General features: G+C 49.8%; 24 protein-coding genes. 20 read left to right on the plus strand and 4 right to left on the minus strand.

The features are described 5' to 3' along the window. Positions 1 to 47 precede the first annotated feature (47 nt). Entirely contained in the window at positions 48 to 1,292 is a 1,245-nt protein-coding gene (arcA, locus tag L336_RS02985) for an arginine deiminase (RefSeq protein ID WP_015641739.1), read from the plus strand. An 8-nt stretch (positions 1,293 to 1,300) separates the two neighbouring features. On the opposite strand, the gene L336_RS02990 is transcribed toward arcA, so the two are convergent. After that, a complete protein-coding gene (locus tag L336_RS02990) occupies positions 1,301 to 1,600 on the minus strand; it encodes a hypothetical protein (RefSeq protein WP_015641740.1) in 300 nt (99 codons plus the stop codon). A 125-nt stretch (positions 1,601 to 1,725) separates the two neighbouring features. Here L336_RS02990 and L336_RS02995 point away from each other — a divergent pair, with 125 nt between their 5' ends. From L336_RS02995 to L336_RS03010, 4 genes are all read left to right on the plus strand, one after another. Continuing rightward, entirely contained in the window at positions 1,726 to 2,079 is a 354-nt protein-coding gene (locus tag L336_RS02995) for an MscL family protein (protein ID WP_015641741.1), read from the plus strand. A 49-nt stretch (positions 2,080 to 2,128) separates the two neighbouring features. After that, positions 2,129 to 3,364 (plus strand): CapA family protein, encoded by a 1,236-nt coding sequence (locus tag L336_RS03000; RefSeq protein ID WP_015641742.1) that lies wholly within the window; start codon positions 2,129 to 2,131, stop codon positions 3,362 to 3,364. A 74-nt stretch (positions 3,365 to 3,438) separates the two neighbouring features. Then, positions 3,439 to 3,996, plus strand: a complete 558-nt coding sequence (gene orn / locus L336_RS03005) for an oligoribonuclease (RefSeq protein WP_015641743.1) — start codon at positions 3,439 to 3,441, stop codon at positions 3,994 to 3,996. Next, positions 3,996 to 4,337 carry an MmcQ/YjbR family DNA-binding protein gene (locus tag L336_RS03010; RefSeq protein ID WP_015641744.1) on the plus strand — a complete coding sequence of 114 codons (342 nt, stop codon included), beginning with the start codon at positions 3,996 to 3,998 and terminating at the stop codon, positions 4,335 to 4,337. The genes orn and L336_RS03010 overlap by 1 nt, the downstream gene beginning before the upstream one ends. Here the strand turns inward: L336_RS03010 and L336_RS03015 are convergent, their stop codons facing one another. Next, positions 4,338 to 5,066, minus strand: coding sequence for a hypothetical protein (locus tag L336_RS03015; RefSeq protein ID WP_015641745.1), 729 nt, complete (start codon positions 5,064 to 5,066; stop codon positions 4,338 to 4,340). A 53-nt stretch (positions 5,067 to 5,119) separates the two neighbouring features. On the opposite strand from L336_RS03015, the gene dnaG reads away from it, so the two are divergent. Together dnaG and rpoD are read left to right on the plus strand one after the other, a co-directional pair. Beyond that, on the plus strand, positions 5,120 to 6,865 hold the full coding sequence (gene dnaG / locus L336_RS03020) for a DNA primase (RefSeq protein WP_015641746.1): 1,746 nt from the start codon (positions 5,120 to 5,122) through the stop codon (positions 6,863 to 6,865). Further along, positions 6,852 to 7,835 (plus strand): RNA polymerase sigma factor RpoD, encoded by a 984-nt coding sequence (rpoD, locus tag L336_RS03025; protein WP_015641747.1) that lies wholly within the window; start codon positions 6,852 to 6,854, stop codon positions 7,833 to 7,835. Before dnaG ends, rpoD begins: the two co-directional genes overlap by 14 nt. A gap of 6 nt (positions 7,836 to 7,841) precedes the next feature. Here rpoD and L336_RS03030 read toward each other — a convergent pair whose 3' ends face one another. Then, the gene (locus tag L336_RS03030) at positions 7,842 to 8,411 is read right to left on the minus strand and encodes an AAA family ATPase (protein ID WP_015641748.1); all 570 of its coding nucleotides are present in this window, start codon (positions 8,409 to 8,411) and stop codon (positions 7,842 to 7,844) included. 27 nt (positions 8,412 to 8,438) lie between these two features. On the opposite strand from L336_RS03030, the gene polA reads away from it, so the two are divergent. Together polA and L336_RS05665 are read left to right on the plus strand one after the other, a co-directional pair. Next, positions 8,439 to 10,973 (plus strand): DNA polymerase I, encoded by a 2,535-nt coding sequence (polA, locus tag L336_RS03035; protein ID WP_015641749.1) that lies wholly within the window; start codon positions 8,439 to 8,441, stop codon positions 10,971 to 10,973. Beyond that, positions 10,974 to 11,633 carry a peptide deformylase gene (locus tag L336_RS05665; RefSeq protein WP_015641750.1) on the plus strand — a complete coding sequence of 220 codons (660 nt, stop codon included), beginning with the start codon at positions 10,974 to 10,976 and terminating at the stop codon, positions 11,631 to 11,633. On the opposite strand, the gene L336_RS03045 is transcribed toward L336_RS05665, so the two are convergent. Beyond that, on the minus strand, positions 11,630 to 11,962 hold the full coding sequence (locus L336_RS03045) for a MazG nucleotide pyrophosphohydrolase domain-containing protein (RefSeq protein ID WP_015641751.1): 333 nt from the start codon (positions 11,960 to 11,962) through the stop codon (positions 11,630 to 11,632). The genes L336_RS05665 and L336_RS03045 overlap by 4 nt on opposite strands. 21 nt (positions 11,963 to 11,983) lie before the next feature. Between L336_RS03045 and dut the strand changes: the two genes are divergently transcribed. The 11 genes from dut (at position 11,984) to L336_RS03100 (ending at position 20,658) form a co-directional block, all read left to right on the plus strand. Beyond that, the gene (dut, locus tag L336_RS03050) at positions 11,984 to 12,427 is read left to right on the plus strand and encodes a dUTP diphosphatase (protein ID WP_015641752.1); all 444 of its coding nucleotides are present in this window, start codon (positions 11,984 to 11,986) and stop codon (positions 12,425 to 12,427) included. Next, complete coding sequence (locus L336_RS03055; RefSeq protein WP_015641753.1) at positions 12,424 to 12,804, plus strand: pyridoxamine 5'-phosphate oxidase family protein; 381 nt, start codon at positions 12,424 to 12,426, stop codon at positions 12,802 to 12,804. The genes dut and L336_RS03055 overlap by 4 nt, the downstream gene beginning before the upstream one ends. Before the next feature lie 3 nt (positions 12,805 to 12,807). Continuing rightward, positions 12,808 to 13,773, plus strand: a complete 966-nt coding sequence (locus L336_RS03060) for a hypothetical protein (RefSeq protein WP_015641754.1) — start codon at positions 12,808 to 12,810, stop codon at positions 13,771 to 13,773. Between the two features lie 98 nt (positions 13,774 to 13,871). Continuing rightward, positions 13,872 to 14,642 carry a hypothetical protein gene (locus L336_RS03065; protein ID WP_015641755.1) on the plus strand — a complete coding sequence of 257 codons (771 nt, stop codon included), beginning with the start codon at positions 13,872 to 13,874 and terminating at the stop codon, positions 14,640 to 14,642. Between the two features lie 40 nt (positions 14,643 to 14,682). Next, positions 14,683 to 15,294, plus strand: coding sequence for a hypothetical protein (locus tag L336_RS03070; RefSeq protein ID WP_015641756.1), 612 nt, complete (start codon positions 14,683 to 14,685; stop codon positions 15,292 to 15,294). A 30-nt stretch (positions 15,295 to 15,324) separates the two neighbouring features. After that, a complete protein-coding gene (locus L336_RS05670) occupies positions 15,325 to 15,900 on the plus strand; it encodes an HAD family hydrolase (protein WP_015641757.1) in 576 nt (191 codons plus the stop codon). A gap of 66 nt (positions 15,901 to 15,966) precedes the next feature. Continuing rightward, positions 15,967 to 16,575 carry a hypothetical protein gene (locus tag L336_RS03080; protein WP_015641758.1) on the plus strand — a complete coding sequence of 203 codons (609 nt, stop codon included), beginning with the start codon at positions 15,967 to 15,969 and terminating at the stop codon, positions 16,573 to 16,575. Positions 16,576 to 16,674: 99 nt separating this feature from the next. Beyond that, entirely contained in the window at positions 16,675 to 17,580 is a 906-nt protein-coding gene (locus L336_RS03085) for a hypothetical protein (RefSeq protein WP_015641759.1), read from the plus strand. Then, positions 17,546 to 18,364, plus strand: a complete 819-nt coding sequence (locus L336_RS03090) for a hypothetical protein (RefSeq protein WP_015641760.1) — start codon at positions 17,546 to 17,548, stop codon at positions 18,362 to 18,364. Before L336_RS03085 ends, L336_RS03090 begins: the two co-directional genes overlap by 35 nt. Before the next feature lie 27 nt (positions 18,365 to 18,391). Next, the gene (locus L336_RS03095) at positions 18,392 to 19,777 is read left to right on the plus strand and encodes a LamG domain-containing protein (protein WP_015641761.1); all 1,386 of its coding nucleotides are present in this window, start codon (positions 18,392 to 18,394) and stop codon (positions 19,775 to 19,777) included. Next, a complete protein-coding gene (locus tag L336_RS03100; RefSeq protein ID WP_015641762.1) occupies positions 19,774 to 20,658 on the plus strand; it encodes a hypothetical protein in 885 nt (294 codons plus the stop codon). Before L336_RS03095 ends, L336_RS03100 begins: the two co-directional genes overlap by 4 nt. Positions 20,659 to 20,761 lie beyond the last annotated feature (103 nt).

Below are 20,761 nucleotides of genomic sequence, written 5' to 3' on the forward strand. Positions count from 1 at the left end.
ATCAGTCATTGTGTAAAGCAACTCAACTAACCCCAGAAGGATAGATAATGAACACACTTGAGAAACCAATTCACAATAATTCAGAGATCGGTACACTCCGCTCGGTGCTGCTGCATCGTCCTGGAGGAGAACTAGAAAATCTCACCCCTGATACCATGGCCGAATTGCTGTTTGACGACGTGCCGTATTTGAGAGAAGCTCGGCGAGAGCACGATGCGTTTGCTAACGTTTTGCGGACCCGAGGTGCAGAAGTACTGTATCTCGACCAGCTCGCCATAGAGGCGCTCGCTGATAATGAGGTTCGCAAGGCCTTTACTGGCGAGATGATAGAAGGCTCAGGAATCGAGGGTCTCAGAACACGTGCCCGCGTAGCGAGCCATTTGGCCGATATGACGACTCACGATATGGTGTGGAAAGTCATGCAAGGTATCCGTAAGGATGAATTGCCAGGTGGCGACGATGAATTCCAGCTGGTTCGCCTTGCTACTGATAGGACACTACCATTTCACTTGGCTCCTATGCCAAACCTCTATTTTACTCGTGATCCAGCCGCTGCGATTGGAGATGGGCTGACGATCAATCACATGCGCTTTCCGGCGCGCCAGCGTGAATCACTCTTTATGAGATATATTGTTTCTCATCATCCTCGTTTCGCAAAGAGCGGCGTTAAAGTTTGGTATGATCGCGAGCAACCCTATGCTGTCGAAGGAGGCGATGAACTTGTGCTCAGTGACCGCGTCATGGCAATTGGTATGAGCCAACGCACCTCACCCCAAGCAGTTGAAATGATCGCAAGGGAGCTATTTGACCGATCAACGTTTGATACTGTGATAGGAGTCGAGATCCCTGACTCACGCGCTTTTATGCATCTCGACACTGTCTTTACAATGGTCGGGCCCAATTCGTTCTCGATCCACCCCGAAGTACGTGCTGGCAGTAATGCGATGAAACTCTATGTCATGAAAAAACGCGGCGAACACGGAGACATGGCTATCAGTGAGGAAAGTGATCTGACAAAAGTCCTTTGCGACACACTGGGACTTGATGGTGTTCAGCTGATCGAGTGCGGTGCGGGCGATCCCATCGCTGCCGCTCGTGAGCAGTGGAACGATGGGTCAAACACACTGGCGATTGCTCCAAATGTAGTTGTCACGTATGACCGAAATACCGTTACCAACCGCGCTCTTAGAGAGTCGGGTATCGAAGTTATCGAAGTACCAAGTGGCGAGTTGTCGCGTGGCCGAGGTGGTCCTCGCTGCATGAGTATGCCACTTGTACGCGATGATGTATAGGTATGGCATTACGAGAGGGTGAGTGGAACGGGACATTCCTGCCGGGCAGCCTCGATGTATTCAGCGCGGTGAGTGGCATAATGCTCATAGCCGCGCCAGAGGGCTGCTTGGAGTGCTTGTCGAGCGAGTAGTAGATTTCGTTCGGCTTCTAAGGGTGACGTGGTTGCAGTGGGCTCTTTGGTCAAAAATGCTAGGAGGTCTTCGTTTGCCATCACTCTTTTTTCCCACACTCGCACATCGGCACGTAGTGCCAACATATCGCTGGTAAGTGAAGTGTTTTGGTTGGCTAAAGGGAAGCGTTCTGTCATAGAGATACCTAGATATATTATATAATTATAAATTAAAATGAAATTGATGTCAAAGGGTATATCGACGTCTTGTCTGTCTGACGGGTCTATACTATACTGCTTTTATACATAACAGAGGAGGCGTCATGCCAGCAAAGAGTGTTGCAAATGCAAAAGGTCATAGTGCAGGATTTATGAACTTCATCAGGGAGCAGGGGGTTGTTGGGTTGGCAGTCGGTCTGGCGATTGGTACTGCCGCAGGCGATACGGTCAAACAACTTGTCGGTGCCTTTATCGACCCGCTTGTTCAGCTGATCGTTGGTTCGCAGGCAGGCCTGAAGGCGGCCGAGTTTACGCTCAAGGTAGGTGATCGTGAGGGTGTCTTTGCATGGGGTGCTTTCGTGAGCTCGCTCATCACGCTCCTCGCAGTTGCATTCGTCGTCTACGCCATTGTTCATTTGATGAAACTCGATAAACTCGATAAATCAAAAGACAAGTAGACCCAATCTCGTTAGTTCATCCTAGTGCTGTTGTATAATCAAAAGCATCATGGGATTGCAGGTACGTCAACAGTCGCGCAAACTGGCAGGGATAGCTCTATCCACACTTGTTGGATTGGTTGTCCTTGCTGTACTTTGGTTATGGCTAAGTGCTTCATGGCCCCAACGTTCGACACAGCTATCGTCGAGTCATGATATCCCATCACCTCAGGCAGCCACACCGGTCGGCTTTAGTAATAGGACACTGCACATGGGTGATGTGTTTTGGGGTCGATACATCAATGATTGGTCAATGAAATCACCTCAAAAATATGCCTATCCGTTTTCGCGGCTGAACGAATTCCACCGCGAACAGTATGATGCATGGGTAGGCAATCTGGAGTGTCCCTCTGTCGATGGGGTTCACATGACCTCGGCACAGATGGAGGCGACTCTGACATTCAATTGTGATCCTGCCTACCTTCCCGAAGCCGCAAAATGGTTTACGATGTTTTCGAACGCCAATAATCATAGCGATAATCAAGGGGCACAGGCTGGTCTTGATGCGACGCGTGCCAATCTCGAAAAAAACCACTTACAATACTTCGGACACTTCAACCCAGAGAAGCTCGAAGATGTCTGTGAAGTTATTGCGATGCCGGTAAAAGTTACGATGAGTGACGGTTCGGTTCAGAGTGGCGCCCTACCGATGGCGTACTGTGGGTTTCACGGTGTTTTTCGCATACCATCTCAAGAGTCCTTGAGCCAAATGGAGCGCTACAGCCAGTATATGCCGGTCATCGCGTATCCTCACTCAGGCCAAGAGTACAAGCCTGGTCCTGACGAAATAAAAACTACCCTCTATCGAAGCATGATTGATCATGGCGCTGATGCGGTCATCGGCGATCATCCGCACTGGGTTCAATCCACAGAAGTCTATAAAGGGCATCTCATCGTCTATTCGATGGGTAATTTCCTGTTTGATCAACAAGATACTAGAGAGGTAACACGCTCTGCGGCCATCGAGATGAATCTCGCGATGACCCCAGGAGCAGATGTGAGCCAGTTGCAGCAGTGGCTAGCGATAGGCAAGACATGCAACTCCTTTCACGACGATTGTTTAGCACAAATCAAAGCGAAAGGACTCAAAAAACTTGCGATTACCTATGATTTTTCGGTTGTCGGGTCCGATGGGAGCGGCAAGATTGTTAAGCCTGCAGATGCGACACTCCAACGGAGTATTCTCCAACGGCTCAACTGGTCAGCGACGGTGCGCGATCTTAAGGTCCCGTACAAAGCACATTAGCCCGCAATAAGAAGACACAAGACTCGATCAGTATGTGATATGCTTCGATAAGAGACGCTGTTATACTTATACTCATGACAAAACCTGCCTTTAAACCGAAACGCATTCTCTGGGTGGATATGGAGATGACTGGACTGGATCCGGTGAATGATTATCCGCTCGAAATTGCGGCGATAGTGACTGATTGGGATTTCAAAGAGATTGCCACCTACGAGGGTGCAGCGCACTGGTGTAGTAAGCACGTACAGGCGCGCTTCGAAAAAAATAAGCAATTTTGGTACGAAGAAGCACCCTTGTCACGCGAGCAGCTGATGGCGCAAAACAAGGCGACCACAAAAACGAAGGCGGCTGTGGAGAGAGAACTCCTGGCGTTTATTGACGAGCATTGCGGTGATGGACCGGTACTGCTTGCTGGCAATTCGATCCACCAGGACCGGAAGTTTATCGATCAGTGGTGGCCAAAACTGGGCAAACGACTACATTATCGTATGCTTGATGTCAGCGCTTGGAAAGTTGTGATGGAAGGGAAGTACAGTAAGAAATTTGCCAAACCCGAAGCTCATCGGGCTCTTGAGGATATACGCGGAAGTATAGAGGAGCTTACCTACTACCTGACGAAGGTAAAGGGCTGATGGATCACAAAACGATCGAGGCATATTTGCTTAGTTTGCCTGGTGCGTGGCTTGATTACCCATTTGGCGAAGGTGTGGCGGTGTATAAGGTAGGTCATAACGATGTGCCTCGTCAGGATGAAAAGATGTTTGCACTTATTTCGGAGGGCACGAAACCGCTACGAATAAGTCTGAAATGTGATCCGCAACTGGCAGTCCATTTACGGGAAAAATATGAAACGGTCTTGCCGGGCTATCATCTCAATAAGAAGCACTGGAATACGATCATCTGCTCGGGTCAACTCAGCGATGATGAAATACGAGATCTTGCGTACCTCAGTTATCAGTTGGTAACAAAGTAGTTATTTGGACGCCGAGAAATCGGAAAATTGTTTGCTGGCAACGTCGATTGAGGGGATAGAGCTCTCGTGAAAGGTTTTGATGGATTGACTGTTGGGGCTGATCGAGGTAAGTTTTTGGACCATACTTTTGAGGATAGCCAGTTGGTAAGCCATCTCACCGGCATAGGTGCGATCAAGCGTGCCAGTGAGGTAGGCATCGTTGAATTTGCCCGAAAGTGACGTTTGGTAAGCTTTTTCGGTGGTTGACTGGACAAGCGGTACGCTCTTTATACCCTGGGCTTTTTTGAGGTCATTGAGGCTACTCATCATACTAGTGAGTGTGGTGGAGAGAGTCGCGTTGACACTGACCAGTTCGTTTTGCTTGAGATGCTTCTGCTGTTCTGCAGTGACAGATTGTAGAGTTGCGATGCGGGCCTGGATGAGTTTTGTTTGTGACGAGACGTCGGGTCGGCCGCTCCCCGTCATTACTACCATGAGGAAAACACCGAGAGCGATGACGCCGGCAATCATGCCGAATACGGCGAAGCGGTTGATGGTTTTTTGCGGCATCGGTGGCGCAATTTGATTAAGATAATCGACCGAGAATTGATTACCGGCGGCCGACGTCGTATCGGCGACGGCTTGGTATTGCTGCGCTGACGGAGGAGTTGCGGCCGGTCCAGAAAGAGGGGGCAGCCCACTCGGCTGAGGAGGGGGAAGTTGTTGGGGGCCGGGAGTCTGCGGATTCATGTCCCCATTTAAGCACAAACAATTACAGAGGTAAAGGATGCTATAATGAGCATATGGATGCCAAAGAGGAGGTGCGGTCGAGAATCGCAATTGAGGACATCATCGGTGAGTATGTTCATCTCAAGCGGGCCGGGCGTAACTATAAGGGGCTTAGTCCGTTTAGCAGCGAAAAAACACCGAGTTTTTTTGTGAGCCCCGAAAAAAACATCTGGCATGATTTTAGCAGCAATAAAGGTGGTGATGTCTTTGCATTCGTCATGGAAGTGGAGGGCATGGATTTCCGTCAGGCGCTTGAGCACTTGGCGCGTAAAGCGGGTGTTGATTTGTCACTCTACGATTCATCAACAAGCCGTCAACTGAGCGAGCGCAAAAAGCGTCTCACCGAGGCAAACCGTCTGGCGGCCCAGTATTATCAGCATAGTTTGCTCCGTAACTCACACGCACTCACCTATGTCACCGACGCGCGACAGCTTAGTCGTCAGACCGTCCAGGATTTTCAAATCGGCTACGCTCCCGATAGTGGCACGGCTCTCACGAGCTATCTGACAAAAAAGGGATTTACAAAAAAAGAGCTCAGTGACGCAGGACTTACAAATCGCTACGGCGGTGATCTTTTCCGCGGCCGAATGATGGTGCCATTGATGGATAGTACCGGGCAAGTAGTTGGGTTTACTGGTAGGATCATTATTCCCGATGACACTGCTCCCAAATATTTAAATACACCGCAAACACTGCTCTACGACAAGAGCCGACATGTCTTTGGGCTCAGTCAGGCAAAAGAAGCGATACGCACCAAGGGACACGTGGTTGTAGTGGAAGGTAACCTCGATGTCGTCAGTAGCCATCAGGCGGGCGTAAGACAGGTGGTGGCGACGGCTGGAACGGCGATGACCGAACATCATCTGAGGGCTCTCAAGCGACTAACACCCGACGTACGTGTAGCCTACGATAGCGATAAAGCGGGAATTGCCGCAACCGAGCGGGCGATCGCGCTTGCGGCGAATCTCGAAATAGATCTCACGGTGATTAGCCTACCGGGGGGAGACAAAGACCCCGATGAGTTAGTGCGACGTGATGCTGGTGCCTGGCGACGGGTGATCGAGGAGCAGCAACCAGCTGTCGAGTGGGTGATTGATCAGTACAAAGCACGTGTAGATATCGGCACAGCAGCGGGTAAGCGCTCGTTTACCACGGCGGCACTCGCAGTGGTGCGAACCTTAACTGATGCAGTGGAACGACAGCATTACGAGCAACTCATTGCTGAAGTTACCCATTCTTCCGTGGAGGCGATACATGAAAAACTGCAATCTGTCAGCGAGACTCCGTCAGCGCGTCGGGCTATTAAGGCTGAGATCAAGGAGTTGGTCTACGATGTGCATGCGTATGAGGATGACCTGCTGGCAGTTGCGTGCATCGACGCGCCAAGTCAGGAACTTTTTGCGCATTTTGATATCCGATTACTCCACACCGATGAGCGACAGCAAGTAGCGAACTTTTTTGCTCGGCACTACGGCAAAAGTCTGACTGATACGCCGAAAGAGTTGCAAAACATCGACACGTATGTCAAAATACTTCTATTACGGGCCGACGCGCGTTATGCTGAGTGGGATACCAATGACCGCTACTTTGAAACAGCACGCTTGATCCGCCAAATTGAACAAGAACACAAGAAACAAACCCATGAACAACTCACCGCACAGCTTCGTAGTGCCGAAGATACTGGCGATGAGGTAATGGCAAACAAGTTGCGAGTAGCACTCAATGACTTGATAAAGGAGATAGCGCGTGGCAAACGATGATGACCAAGTAATAGACCAGCCCGAGGAAGAGCTAGTACAGCCGGATTTCGAAGAACCGGCTCTTGATGAACTACTCGATGAAGAAGAGGACACACCCGAGGACGTCCTAAATTCCGGTCAGTATTTTGACGATATATCTGACGACTCAGTACGACTCCACCTACGTGAAATTGGAAAAATTCCGCTCCTCAATGCCCAAGAAGAGCTGGAACTTGCGCAGCGTGTTGTCGCAGGTGACAAGAAGGCAAAAGATAAGATGGCTGAGGCAAATATGCGTCTCGTTGTCTCTATTGCGAAGCGCTATAGTGGGCGAGGTCTTGATTTCCTCGACCTTATCCAAGAAGGCCATACCGGGTTACTGCGCGCTGTTGAAAAATTTGATCCTGATAAGGGTTTTAAGTTTAGTACCTACGCGACGTGGTGGATCCGGCAAGCGATTACTCGTGCTATTGCTGATCAGGCGCGGACGATTCGTATCCCTGTGCACATGGTAGAGACAATCAACAAGCTCCTCCGTACGCAGCGGCGGATGACTCAGGAATTAAACCGTGAGCCAACCATTGACGAGCTTGCCAAAGAGCTTGAGATGGAGCCAGAAAAAGTTGAGTATGTCATCAAAATCAAACAAGACATCTCGAGCCTTGATGCCGGTGTTGGCCGCGATGGTGAAGACGAAGATTCGGTGCTTGGTGATTTCATTGAGGACGAAGACAGTACGACTCCCGAAGAATCAGCCTCGAACCAATTACTTAAAGAGCAGGTTCAAGGTGTTCTCTCGACACTTAGTGAACGTGAACAAAAGATTATCAAGATGCGATTTGGCCTCGAGAATGGCAAAAGTCATACACTTGAGGAAGTAGGCCAGGAGTTCGCCGTCACGCGCGAGCGAATCCGACAAATTGAAGCGAAGGCCCTAGCGAAACTCCGTAAGCACAAGGATGCAAAGAAGCTCTACGAGTATCTCCAGTAGAGGCTGTTAGAACTCGACCGCCTGCATGATAGCATCGAGTTCGTCGTGTAATTTGTCGAGGTCACCGTCGTTGTGAATGAAGTAATCGGCAATGGCGATTGGTCCACCTTTTTCGAGGTTCTCGATTTCGGCCCAATCTCGCTCAGTTGCCTCCTCGCCGGTAAGTGGTCGAATAGGACGTGTCGTTAAGCGGTGGTGTCGAGTATGTTTTGGGGCAACAATAGCCACCACAACAAGTTCACCGGGGAACTCATGCTTCATTGCTTTGTACTCTGTCCAGCTGTAAATGCCATCAGCAACAATGTGATGCTGGCCCGCGTCCATGAGGTCGTGAATTTGCTTAATGATACGCTTTACAACGAAGTCTTTTCCTTCGCGCTCACGAATTCCTTCGCGGAATTGTTTCTCGTTCGCCTCTGTCCATTCGATGCCGGCGTCTTTCATGGCTCCAAGCACCACGCCACCAAAATAGACCTTCGGGTAGCCTTTTTCGCAGACATATTCGACTGCTTCTGATTTGCCGCTGCCAGTAAGGCCGACAAACGCCAGTATCTTTCCTTGTTCTCGTTCACTCATATCACTAGTGTAGCGTATAATGAGTCTATGACGAAGCGGCTGGTGATTATCGATGGCAAGAGTGTGTTTTATCGTGGCTACTATGCGATGCCAAACCTCTCGACTGCCGACGGCACGCCGACGGGTGGTGTGTATGGTTTTGCGGCGCTGGCGCTCGAGCTATTTAAGAAGCTCAAACCCGACTATGTATGCGTCGCTTGGGATAAGCCTAAGACCAATATCCGCAAACGGCTTGAGATTTACCCTGAGTACAAGGCGGGGCGCAAGCCAGCACCGGCGGATTTTTATGCGCAGATTCCGATCTTGCATGAGCTATTGCAAGCCTTTGGTTGGCCGCTGTATGAGCTCGACGACTATGAAGCAGACGATATCATGGCGACGCTGGCAAAAAAAGCCAGCGACAAAGGCATAGAGACCTGTCTCATCACCAGTGATCTGGATGCCCTGCAGGCAATCAATCCGCTGGTTCATGTCTATGCGCTCAAAAAAGGTCTGACCAATATTGATCTCTTCAAGCCCGAAAGTTTCACCGAGAAATATGGCATCCGTGTCGATCAGTTCCTCGACCTCAAGGCGCTCAAGGGCGATAGCAGTGATAATATTCCTGGCGCGCCCGGCATCGGCGAAAAAACGGCCATCCAACTCCTCCAGCAGTTCGATACAATCGATAATCTCTACGAAAACCTCTGGCAAGTCAAAGATAGTCTGCGGCGCAAGCTCGAAGATGGTCGTGAGCTAGTCGAAATGAGCAAAAAAGTTGCCGAGCTGTGGTTTGATGCGCCTGTCGAGCTTAACCTGGACGATATGAATGCTCATGACCTCGACACCGCGGCATTAAAAGAATTACTCACGCATCTTGAGTTTCGTAGTTTGCTACGCAACCTGCCTGAACACATGCGTGATACACCCGCAGCAAAAGCGGGGATGACCGAGCTAGCACAAGTTGAATCTGCAGAGGAACTTTCCCCAAGCCATGCACGTGCCGTACTGATGATGGCGCGCGAGCTCATTGTATGGCCCGATGGGGATGAAGTGTGGTTGAGCCACGAGCGAGGTAGGGCCGCTCGCTTGCCTCGGCTCGAAGCTGCAGAGATACTCGAGCAGGTGGCGATGGTGGGGCACGATAGCAAGCTATTTCTCAAACAGTTACTGGGCGATGGTGTGACAGTATTGCCGGAGATTCACCACGATACTGCGCAGGGATCGTTCTTGCTCAACCCGCTCCGCAAGAGTCGCGAGCTGGCCGATCTTGTGGGCATGGAAGCAATCGACGACCCAAAGTTGGCTATTAGTGCGATTTGGGCACTCTACGATGAGCAGGGTCAGGCACTTGATGCACTACCCGAATTGGCACATGTGGCGCGGACGATGGATTTTCCGCTGATACCCGTACTTGCACGCATGGAGCACCGAGGGATACGACTTGACACAGCAAAACTCGCTGAAATGAACACAACTCTTACGACTGATATCACGGTAATCGAAGCAAAAATGTATGAGATAGCAGGAGGTGAGTTCAATATCGCTAGTCCAGCGCAACTCGCAGAAGTGCTGTATACAAAATTGGGCCTGTCAACTTTTGGTATAAAGAAAGGCAAGACAGGGTATAGTACGGGTCAGAAAGAACTCGATAAGCTACGAGGCCAACATCCAATCATTGAGTTAATTGAGCAGTTCCGTGAGCTCACTAAGTTGCAAAATACCTACGTGCAGACGTTGCCACAGCAGGTAGATGAATGCGGTCGTATTCATACAACGTTTAATCAAGACGTAGCCGCAACGGGCCGACTGTCGAGCACTGACCCGAATCTGCAAAACATCCCAATCCGCACCGAGCGGGGCCGCCAGATCAGAGACGCATTTGTGCCCGAGAAGGGAAATGTATTTGTGAGCGCCGACTATTCGCAGTTTGAACTACGGCTTGCGGCAGTGTTGTCGGGCGACGAAAAGATGATCAATGATTTCAATGCCGGCACCGACATTCATGCTAAGACGGCGAGCGAAGTATATCATGTCCCACTCGACAACGTTACAAAAGACCAGCGTCGTGCAGCGAAAGTAGTCAACTTTGGCGTGCTCTATGGTATGAGTCAGCACGGTCTGGCTGCGGCTGCGGGTATGACATACGTCGATGCCCAAAAGTTTATCGACGAGTATTTCCGGGTGCGGCCAAACATCCGTAAATACATTGACGACACGATCAAAAAAGCGCACGATGATGGATTTGTGGAGACGCTGTTTGGGCGGCGGCGCTGGACACCTGATGTCAAGTCGAGTAATTTTGTTGTTCGTTCTGCCGCTGAGCGAGCTGCAGCAAATATGCCGATACAGGGTACCGAGGCTGATCTTATGAAGATGGCAATGCTTGAGGTTGACAAAAGGCTTCAGGGTCAAGGCGAGCAACTCTTGCAGATTCACGACAGTATCCTCATAGAGTGTCCCAAAGAAAACGCCGAACGAATCTCAGAAATGCTCGTCGAGACCATGGAACATATCTATCCCAAACTCGGCGTGCGGCTGCAAGTCGACGTACATACTGGTAATAATTGGGGAGAGGTGTAGATGAGAGACCGTGAACCAATCGAAAAAATTAGTGTTCCAAGACTAGATCTCATTGATCCCGTCGAGCATGCCGGATTTCTCAACTCTAGATCAGCAGAAGTGGCTGAGGAGGAAGTTAGTTCAAAGGAAATCCAATGGATTATCGACGAAATGCTTCGGATGGCCGCAGGAAAGGGAAAAGACGGCGAAGATACGCGCCAAATGGTGGGACTTGCTGCACCACAAGTGGGTCAGAGTAAACGAATTATCACTATCGACGTAACTGCGACAGGAGCGAACCAAGAGCAACATCTTTTGCCCATTATTAATCCCCGTATATCTATGCATGGTGAAAAGCAGGTTGATGGTCGTGAAGGCTGTTGGTCATGCGCAAATTATTGTGCAAATGTACCGCGGTTTGATCACATCGAGCTAGAAGGCTGGGACCGTAATGGTGCGCCGATTCAACTTACTCTCGATGGGTTTGTGGCACGTATCGCACAACACGAAGTAGATCATCTCGACGGGATTCGTTGTATTGATCGTGTTCCGGAGGACCAACCATGGAGGCTACACCGCGTACTGCCGAGCGAGTTCGAACGCTATAGGAAAGAGTGGCCACACTGGCAGGCCACATTCCCACGCGAAGAGTGGGATGTGTTTCGAGGGGGCAAACGCTAATTTGTCCAAGTGCGGGTGCTGTTGATCGCCTCTTTGTCGCGAAAGGCCTGCTCGATATCGACGCCGAGACGGTTTGCGATACTGAGGAGGAGTGAGAAGACATCTGAAACTTCATGGGCGGCGTTATCATCATGCTGTTTGTTTGCATCCATTCGCATGATGTCATCGTCCTTGCGGATACATTTTGCTAATTCGCCAACTTCTTCGACGAGTAACATAAACGAATGGAGGATGGTCTCGTCGCTAAATCCTCTTTCATGCTCCATCTGCTCAACATAGCGCTGAAAGTCGGCAAGTGTAGGATGCTCGGGGAGTGTAAGTGTGTTCATGGCTCTAGTATAATGGATAAAATGATGAAGATCAGTATCAAAAGGTTGCGCGGCGATGCTCCGTACCCTGCGTATCAAACTGAGCATGCGGCAGGTATGGATATCGTGGCCTGCCTCGATAAGCCGGTAGAAATCGTGCCGCATGAGCGGAGCATTATCCCCACAGGATTTGCTATCGCACTTCCACCAGGGTACGAGGCACAGATTCGTGCACGCAGCGGATTGGCAGCAAAACATGGTATTATGCCAGCAAATGGTGTCGGGACAATTGATGCCGATTATCGTGGTGAGGTAGGGGTGATCTTGCTCAACACCAGCAACACATCGTTTGTTATTGAGCCTGGGATGCGTATCGCACAAATGGTCATCACGCGCTATGAAACAGTAGAATGGAATGAAGTTACTGAGCTCGATACGACGACACGTGGCGCAGGGGGGTTTGGTAGTACGGGGACAAAAAAATGACAAGTGACGGCCCCCTCGTAAAAGTAAAGTCCCTGCTCAAAGAAGCGAAACATATGTGTATCGCCGTAGTCACTGACGACGGTTCTCCGTGGGTAGTTCCAGTAGTGATTCGGCACCATCGAGGCGCGAAACTGTCGTGGGTATCAAGTGTGCGGACTGTTCATTCGCGGGCGATAGAGCGGGAACCGCGCATTGCCATTACTATTTTTCTCACACAGCATGATGAGTGGAAGGAAGTTGGGTTTTATGCGACAGCAATCGCAAAAAAAGGCATACCTATGCCCGGAGGCTATGCAACCTACACGGCGACCATCGAGCGAGCCTGGTATAATGGGCAAGAGCACAAAAAAACCGAAATAGCTATTGAGAATTTATAACAAATGACCCCTCGTTTCTCACGACACTGGTATCGTTTCCGACCTCACCTGAGGCATCGGCATCATCATTATGGCGAATATAAGCGTCGTGACTCGGCGCAAGACACGGTGCACTTACGTATCCCCAAGCAAGTTAATTTCGTTTGTAACAGTACGGACTTTTTTGACTGTGCCGAGGAGGAAGTGGCCTCGCGTCTGCAGCGACGTCCGGAGCTACATGATCTTGACCGCGACATTGACCGACTCAAAAAAAGATTTGAACGTACTAAGCAACCGCACGATGGCCTCGTGGCGCTCTTGTCACAGGTACCGCGAGCAGTTTTGGCGCAACTACAGATGGATCAGTTCCCGCATGGCTATCGAAACAAGCGCGAACGACTTTATGAGTTGATTGATTTCAATGACACAATGGTAAATACAATCCTTGTACTGACCGATACGCTGCGCGATCAGTTTTCGGCACGAACTAAGCAAGCAGCCGATCGTATCTGCAAACGAGTTGGTGCGCCATGTTTTACCAACGAGCAATGGACGGCGATCATCCGTGGACTGACTCGAGAAGTAGCGGTCTATCAGGCGGCCGTCGACAACGGATTTTCGGCCTGGATGACCGATCGCTCTCAAGATGCACTTGGTATCGATATGCAAGTCCAGGACCCAGAAACCAAACGCTATCTCAATATCGATGTAAAAACCCCCAGCTCATTTCGTCACCGTATGGAACAGTTGGTCCATGAGGGACGGCTAACTGAGCGGCAACTCCTAGAGGGTGACCGGCAGAACTATATTGTTGAGCTAAACGGCCATGGTACGCAGCGGGTGGCAATCGTCGTGTTGTGCATCTTGCCAGATAAGTTTGGTGAGCTTGCCGAGTGGCGATTTATTGATTCAACGAAGATGAGAGACATGCTTGTACATCTCCTAAGAGAGCATGGATTGACCGATAATCGCTATGGGAGAATGTTTTAAAAAAGGTAAATTGTACTTGCATAAGCCTAAGCACAGGCGTATTACTATGAATAGGCTTTTGATCGTATAACATACAAAGTCTAACAAAAAGGGTATATATGGGAACACGAGAGGGTGAGCTACGTAGCAGTAGCTCGTGGAACCCAGCCGCAGAATTAGCAAGACGTATGGTCGATGAACCATATGAAGCGGCGCTTTCTGGCGTGTCAGAGACCGCGGCGCTTGACCCGCGCGACATTAGTTCTCCCTTGCTTCGCCAATATGACGAGATAAAGATGTTGTGGATGGGACATCCCAACCGAGAGCGTCGGCTAAGGGGTGAGCATCCCTGGATCAAGCGAGAGGTAGCTGACAATTATGCCGAGTATCGTATCCCTATTTTTTCAGGTTTTTCCTACGAAGAGGGAGAGGATCCACTGCTACTCCAAGTCAGTGCCGATACCCACCGCCAAGATGGACAGCCGCTCCGCTTTTTGGTTGCTGAGCACAACCTACAAACCGGACGGTCGTTTGATCAACGGGTGTTGAGTTCATCGGTGGACGCAGCTCGCCGATTATGGATTCAGTTGGCACCGGCAAACTATACCAATTGGTCGCCTGGCAAGCATCCCGCGCTCTTTGCTCCAAGATCAGAGCAGATTCGTATCGAAACAAGACTCAATGAACTGTACCATGCGGTTGGCTCACTCCATCTTCGTGAAGGCACTGGGGGCAGGATCATAGAGTTTCATGATATCGAGGCCCTCGAGGCGATGATTATCGCATCATTTCAGCGAGCTCACGAGAGGTGCAAAACTCAGACAGCACGGCAATTGGGGAATCGAGGGGTCAGTTACGAATTCGCGATGCCTGAAACGATTGCCGCCTAGAGATAAAATAATTGACTTTTGTAGAGGATAGTGGTATCATATGAAAAGAATGTACAGAGGAAGTGGACCAAAAATATTCCCGATTATCGTTGTGGTCATTGTGATCGCATTATTGATTGCGGCACTTGTTACTGTTGGAAGGATGCTCTTTGCGGGTAACTCTACGACTCAGGTGCCCCAAGTTACGAGCTCTATACGAAATGAGGTGCTGGACACCGGTACAACTAGGGGTGTTCGCTATACCGTACGTGGACCAATTGTAGCCGACGAAAAGTTCCGCTCGTATCAGATTACTGTGACGCCATCGAGCCGCGTTTACGTAGAGTATGTGGGCTATCTTGAGAGGGAAGTGCGGCGAGAAACCTTTGCCAACAATATGCAAGCATACGAACAATTTGTCTATGCACTCGATAAAGCGGACATCAGTGTAGCTCGAGATGTAACAGGCGGAGATGACATGAGGGGCGTATGCGCTACCAATGGGTATCTCTACGTCTTTGAGACACTTGCTGGTAATACTGCCTCCAAAACACTTTGGACATCAACCTGCGGTGGATCACCTGGTTCGATGGGGGCCCCAGTTGCTCGCGTGCATGCACTATTTCGAAATCAAATACCTGATTTTACGCCCATTTTTGATAAGACACAGTAAGCACCCTTTATTTCGGGGTATACTAGAGAGATGATACGAGGTATTATCTTTGATTGTTTCGGTGTTCTCTATGAGGGGAGCATTTCTATGTTGCGCCGGATTTGTCCGCCCGAGAAACTTGACGAACTCAATGACCTCAACAAACAGACGGACTATGGCTACATTACGACAGATGAGTATATCGAGGGATTAGCAAGATTACTCGGAAAGTCGAGTGATGAAGTTGCTTCACTTGTCTCTCATTCGCACGTTCGCAACCAACCGCTTATCGACGAAGTACAACGCCTTAAAGGTGAGGGGTATGTGCTCGCGATGCTGAGTAATGTAGGTAATGATAGTATTGAAAGGCTTTTTCCTGCCGATCAGCTTAGTGAGCTATTCGATGTTGTTGTCCTTAGTTACAAAGAATATATGGTGAAGCCGCATCCCGCCATCTTTACAACGACTGCTGAACGGATGGGCCTCTCCCCAGGGCAATGTGTTATGATAGACGACTTGGCCACAAACTGTGAGGGTGCAGAGGTGGCGGGGATGATCTCGATCCAGCACACGAGTAACGACACTACTCGAGAATTGTTGCGTAAAATACTACACCACAGTGATTGACAAAAGCATAAACAATATGCGATAATTCCCATCAGTAATACTAACGTATAGGAAACAAATACCACCATGAAACAATCAATCAAATCAGCTCTCGCGATCAGCGCTGGTATGGTAGCTGTTGTTGGGGCAGTGCTCACACCAGTAGGCGTTGGCGCGGTCAGCAGCACATCAAACACCACAGTAACGGCGCAGATTCAACCAGTCATCACTATATCATCGGGCCCAACGGTCAATATCTCGATTACGCCAAACGGTACGGGTCTGGCATCGAGCAACAGCGACACGGTGCTCGTGAGCACCAACCGTAGCACTGGCTACACGCTCAATCTCAAGGATGCTGACGCAACCACGTCACTTGGTGCCTCTATCACCGCTCACACTGGTACAGTCGCCTCGCCAACAGCACTGACCACAAACAATACCTGGGGATTTAGGGTAGACGATGCTACCGCTTATACTGGATTTACGGCGGGTCCTACCACTGCCGAGACAAACGTCGCCGCACTCACAAGTACGAAGTGGGCAGGTATCACGGCTGCTGGAGCCAACATAAAGACGACTTCTTCGCCTGGTGCAAACAACTCAACTACTGTGTGGTACGCGGCAAAAGTAGACACCACTATCGCTGACGGAAACTACTCAGATGTTGTCACCTATACGGCAACAACCAACTAGTATATTTGAGTGATCGCAATAATAAACCGCTCCGGCTTCTGGGGCGGTTTTCGTACCAGAGAGTTGTCCGCTTGTGCTTATCGAGGTATACTAGCTAACATGAGAATTACGGTATTAGCACGATGCGCACTTGTCGTGGCAGGAACATTTTTGGTAGCGAGTGCACCCCAGGCAGTCCATGCGGCGGATCAGGTAGAGAGTATCACCCTGTCTCCAACCAGTAAGAAGTATACGTTTGATCCCGGATCAACAAAGGAAGATTCGTTTACTATCCTCAACGATGGTGAAGTGGCATACGACTTCTTAGTCTACGCAGAGCCATACTCACTTGATCCCGTAACAAGCCAACCTATCTATCAGGGGAGTAAGGCAGCAAACGCCGATGCCAATACGTGGGTGTCCTTCGCGCAGACTAGGTGGCACATTGATCCACATCAGTCCGTACGGGTGCCGTATACAATTCGCGTCAAAGACACCGCTTCGCCCGGTGGACACTACGGGGTGATATTTGCAGAGACGCAGCCGCAATCGTCCGATACTCAGGGTGTGTCGCTTGGACGAAAGAAGCGCGTAGGGATGATCATCTATAGTACGGTTACAGGTGATCTAAAACCGGCGGGTGCAGTTAAGCAGATTCAGATCGACGGGTATCAGTCTCAGACGCCGCTTGAAGCATCGGTCCATATCGAGAACACAGGTAATACGGATTTTTTCCCCACCGTTAGCTACCGAGTGGAAGATGTCTTCGGCAATACAAAATACCAAACGACAAGCTCGGACCATATCGTGCTGCCCGGTATCACTCGGACGATTCCTATGAGTTGGGATCAGGCATCGTGGTTGGGGTTCTATAAAGTCACGGTCAGTACAACGGTGTTGGGCAATACCACAACCCAGTCTTCGTACGTATTTGTCGCACCGCAGTGGTTTATTCTCCTTGTGGTAGTCTTGATAGCAACGGGTGTCGTTTATGCGATACGTAGTCACCAGACACGCCGTCGTTAGGCGCGTTGCCGTTGCTGCAGTGGTCACCATGACCCTAGTTTTGGGGGCCGCCCCTAGCTATGCTCTCACGTCAAATAGTGGCACAACCATCAATGTTGGTATTTGTGGTACCTCTGGAAGCACGCAATTGGCTATTAGTTCTCCAGTGGCAAATTCGACTGTGTCCTCGGTCCCTGTGACGATACAAGGAGTGGTCAACCGGATATCGCAAATTTCTGTCTACCGTGATGGTCAGTATGATGGCGTCATACCGCTTAACACTGGTGCAACTACGTTTAGTTACATTGCGACTATGACGGCCGGTAGTCACGTGTTTCGATTTGAGGGTGTCGATATTTGTCAGCAGACAACACCTGTTGCTGAGATAACGATTACCTATGATCAAGCTGTTATTATCACGCACCCATCAACTCCCGGGACAGCATCGAACCCTGGTACTACGACACCAGTGACTGGGCCGGGTATCACTGAGTTTTTAGAAGGCCTTCCGCCGATAAAAATTATTTCCGATGGGTTCTATAAGCTGCTGGTGTGGTTGGATTTTGCATCACCGACCTCCTTTAGCTCTGTACCACGGATGGCCCAGCGCTTTACAGGAATGACTGTTGGACTCGCACTACTATTTTTGGCGCGCCCGCTCCTCGATGGTTATCGCTATGTTCGTTACGTAAAACTTGGTTGGCGCGCCCGTCCATTGCCGCTAGTCCTCCGTAGCCATCCCCTGGTTCTCCTGCGTATCTCCGGACTTATCATTATCACTATCGTCATTCTATTTCTCGCATAAGTTTGTCTCTGATATACTGAGAAAAGCATGAGGGTATCTGTGAGGAACGTAGGTGTGCTGCTACTTGCCATTATGATAGGCGGTAGTTTTGTTAGCACAGTGAGAGCTGATCGATATAGCTCGTCTCATTATGTGATTGATGCCAGTGTCGTCGGCAATAGTTTCGGTGGTTCACAGAGCTCCACAAGTTACAAACTAACGAGTAGCGGCGGTGAGAGTATTGTCGGCAATGGACAGGGTGGCAGTTATAAGGTAGGAATGGGATACGTGGCGCAGTTAGATAAGAGTTTGACCCTGAGCTTGCAGCCAAGTGGTTTGAAGGCGTATTACCCACTCGAAGAAAATAGCGGTACGTTCACCAGAGATAGCAGTATAAACACTAGTAATGCCGATCTTCAAACCGGAACAACGTGGACGACGGGAAAGATAGGAAATGCGGTAAACACCAATGCTAGCTCGTATGTGCAGGTACCCGATAGTACTAACCTCACGTTTAGTCAGAACATGACAGTCTCGCTCTGGGCAAATCAGGCATCAGCATCAACGGACAAGGCACTAATTGCTCATTGGAATCAAGCAGTGAGTAGTTCATGGGCGCTGCAGACCGGAACAAGTGCAAGTGTTCTGCGCGTTTTTATCGCGAACAGCCAGGGCGATACGGGCGGAAACTGTGTCGATACAGACGGAGCCTGGTCGGCTGGTTCATGGCATCATGTTGCGCTTGTCTATGATGGTACGCAAAGTACCGCGCTCGACCGAGCAAAGGTATACATTGATGGTGTTGTCCGCCCAATGTCTGTCTGCTTAGGAACGATACCAAGTTCACTGCAAGACAGCTCATCGTATCTAACGATTGGCGCAATGCGCGGCCTTGGTAGGTATTTTAATGGTTCGCTTGATGAGGTGAAAATGTTTAATCGATCGCTCTCGGCCGATGAGGTCAAAGCTGAGTATGATGCGCAGGCGGCGGGCGTCTCGAGTGGTGTCACTTTGGGCACAATTACACCGGGCGTATCAAACAATGTGCTTGCTGACGCAGTGGTCGAAACTGATGCTAGCAGCTATACGCTTGCGATTAACCAAAACAATGATCTGACGAGTGGTTCCTATACAATCCCTGCTATTTCCAGTGGTACGATTGCTTCACCGGTTGCCTGGAACGAGGGGACAACTAAGGGTCTCGGATTTAGTCTTACGGCGACGAATGCTACTGCTATACCGGGATCATGGGGCAGTGGTGCAAATTATGCAGCGTTTCCCGGTACCGCCACCACTTTTTATACACGTACCGGCATGCCGACCGCAAAAGATTATGTTACTCTCAAAATTCGAGCAGATGTATCGACGACGCAGGTGAGTACAATCACGCCGTATAGCAATATCGTGACAGTGACAGGTACAATCACTCCATGAAATGTCGATTAGTTTTGGCGAGCGTCGTCGGTGTGTTGATCGGAGTCAGTGGGGGTACTCATTCGGTGCAGGCTGTATCGCTTAAGGTCACGCCGCTTGAGTATCGAACAACACTCCGCACGGGCGAGAAGAAAAAAGGATTTGTCGATATCGCCAACCCCGATACGGTCGCAGTAACGGTCACATTCACTGTCCAGGCATTTCGGCAAACTGATAATAATGGATCATTGCAGTTTTATGACGACCCGCATATCGCAAAAGGCATTCAGCTTGACCTTGATAGTGTTAGGTTGGGACCTCGAGAAGTAATCCATCTGGCATTTTTGCTGGATGGATCAGTATTGCCAGCGGGTGACACTTATGCAGCGATCTTTGCGGCATCGACACCGTCATCGAACGGAATGGCGCAGGCAGCGCGAGTTGGGACGTTGCTTTCAATTCAAAACGGCACACCCGCAGGTCACGAGGCAAAGGTTTCAGCACTTGCTGCCTCCTTCTTCCAGGTTGGCTCGGAACTTACTGCCACTATCGATGTTATGAATCAAGCCGATCCGGCAAAGTATACTGGGTATTATCCAAAGATAGTCGTTGGCTCTGTTCCTTACGGACAAAAAACAGTCGAGGGTCCGCTCGTTTTTGCTGGCAGAACTCGCACGATTGATTATCGCCAGCCAGGGAACTATTTTGGATTTTTGTTGATTGAAGCCTCGGCTGAAGGCGGTAGTAAGTCACAGGTGGTGTTTGCGATAACTGGCTACTGGCGTTGGCTCATGCCGATTATCGCTGTTGCATTGATTGTGATAGCGCTCTATGTATATAACCAACGAAAAAAACACCGGTATCGTACTCACAAAAAAGTGACCAAAATCCCTGTTAAATAGTTGTCATAAGCAGTATACTATACTATAGCCGTATTAAACGGAGATAGTAATTGAGGTTCACTAAAAGACAAATTCAAGCGGTGTTATTCTTCGCAATACCAGT

It is taken from the genome of Candidatus Saccharimonas aalborgensis (genome assembly GCF_000392435.1).
Lineage (GTDB): Bacteria > Patescibacteriota > Saccharimonadia > Saccharimonadales > Saccharimonadaceae > Saccharimonas > Saccharimonas aalborgensis.

Coding starts and splice junctions, on each gene's coding strand:
- arcA (WP_015641739.1), top strand. CDS start 48: ATGAACACACTTGAGAAACCAATTCACAATAATTCAGAGATCGGTACA.
- L336_RS02990 (WP_015641740.1), bottom strand. CDS start 1,600: ATGACAGAACGCTTCCCTTTAGCCAACCAAAACACTTCACTTACCAGC.
- L336_RS02995 (WP_015641741.1), top strand. CDS start 1,726: ATGCCAGCAAAGAGTGTTGCAAATGCAAAAGGTCATAGTGCAGGATTT.
- L336_RS03000 (WP_015641742.1), top strand. CDS start 2,129: ATGGGATTGCAGGTACGTCAACAGTCGCGCAAACTGGCAGGGATAGCT.
- orn (WP_015641743.1), top strand. CDS start 3,439: ATGACAAAACCTGCCTTTAAACCGAAACGCATTCTCTGGGTGGATATG.
- L336_RS03010 (WP_015641744.1), top strand. CDS start 3,996: ATGGATCACAAAACGATCGAGGCATATTTGCTTAGTTTGCCTGGTGCG.
- L336_RS03015 (WP_015641745.1), bottom strand. CDS start 5,066: ATGAATCCGCAGACTCCCGGCCCCCAACAACTTCCCCCTCCTCAGCCG.
- dnaG (WP_015641746.1), top strand. CDS start 5,120: ATGGATGCCAAAGAGGAGGTGCGGTCGAGAATCGCAATTGAGGACATC.
- L336_RS03030 (WP_015641748.1), bottom strand. CDS start 8,411: ATGAGTGAACGAGAACAAGGAAAGATACTGGCGTTTGTCGGCCTTACT.
- polA (WP_015641749.1), top strand. CDS start 8,439: ATGACGAAGCGGCTGGTGATTATCGATGGCAAGAGTGTGTTTTATCGT.
- L336_RS05665 (WP_015641750.1), top strand. CDS start 10,974: ATGAGAGACCGTGAACCAATCGAAAAAATTAGTGTTCCAAGACTAGAT.
- L336_RS03045 (WP_015641751.1), bottom strand. CDS start 11,962: ATGAACACACTTACACTCCCCGAGCATCCTACACTTGCCGACTTTCAG.
- dut (WP_015641752.1), top strand. CDS start 11,984: ATGATGAAGATCAGTATCAAAAGGTTGCGCGGCGATGCTCCGTACCCT.
- L336_RS03055 (WP_015641753.1), top strand. CDS start 12,424: ATGACAAGTGACGGCCCCCTCGTAAAAGTAAAGTCCCTGCTCAAAGAA.
- L336_RS03060 (WP_015641754.1), top strand. CDS start 12,808: ATGACCCCTCGTTTCTCACGACACTGGTATCGTTTCCGACCTCACCTG.
- L336_RS03065 (WP_015641755.1), top strand. CDS start 13,872: ATGGGAACACGAGAGGGTGAGCTACGTAGCAGTAGCTCGTGGAACCCA.
- L336_RS03070 (WP_015641756.1), top strand. CDS start 14,683: ATGAAAAGAATGTACAGAGGAAGTGGACCAAAAATATTCCCGATTATC.
- L336_RS05670 (WP_015641757.1), top strand. CDS start 15,325: ATGATACGAGGTATTATCTTTGATTGTTTCGGTGTTCTCTATGAGGGG.
- L336_RS03080 (WP_015641758.1), top strand. CDS start 15,967: ATGAAACAATCAATCAAATCAGCTCTCGCGATCAGCGCTGGTATGGTA.
- L336_RS03085 (WP_015641759.1), top strand. CDS start 16,675: ATGAGAATTACGGTATTAGCACGATGCGCACTTGTCGTGGCAGGAACA.
- L336_RS03090 (WP_015641760.1), top strand. CDS start 17,546: ATGCGATACGTAGTCACCAGACACGCCGTCGTTAGGCGCGTTGCCGTT.
- L336_RS03095 (WP_015641761.1), top strand. CDS start 18,392: ATGAGGGTATCTGTGAGGAACGTAGGTGTGCTGCTACTTGCCATTATG.
- L336_RS03100 (WP_015641762.1), top strand. CDS start 19,774: ATGAAATGTCGATTAGTTTTGGCGAGCGTCGTCGGTGTGTTGATCGGA.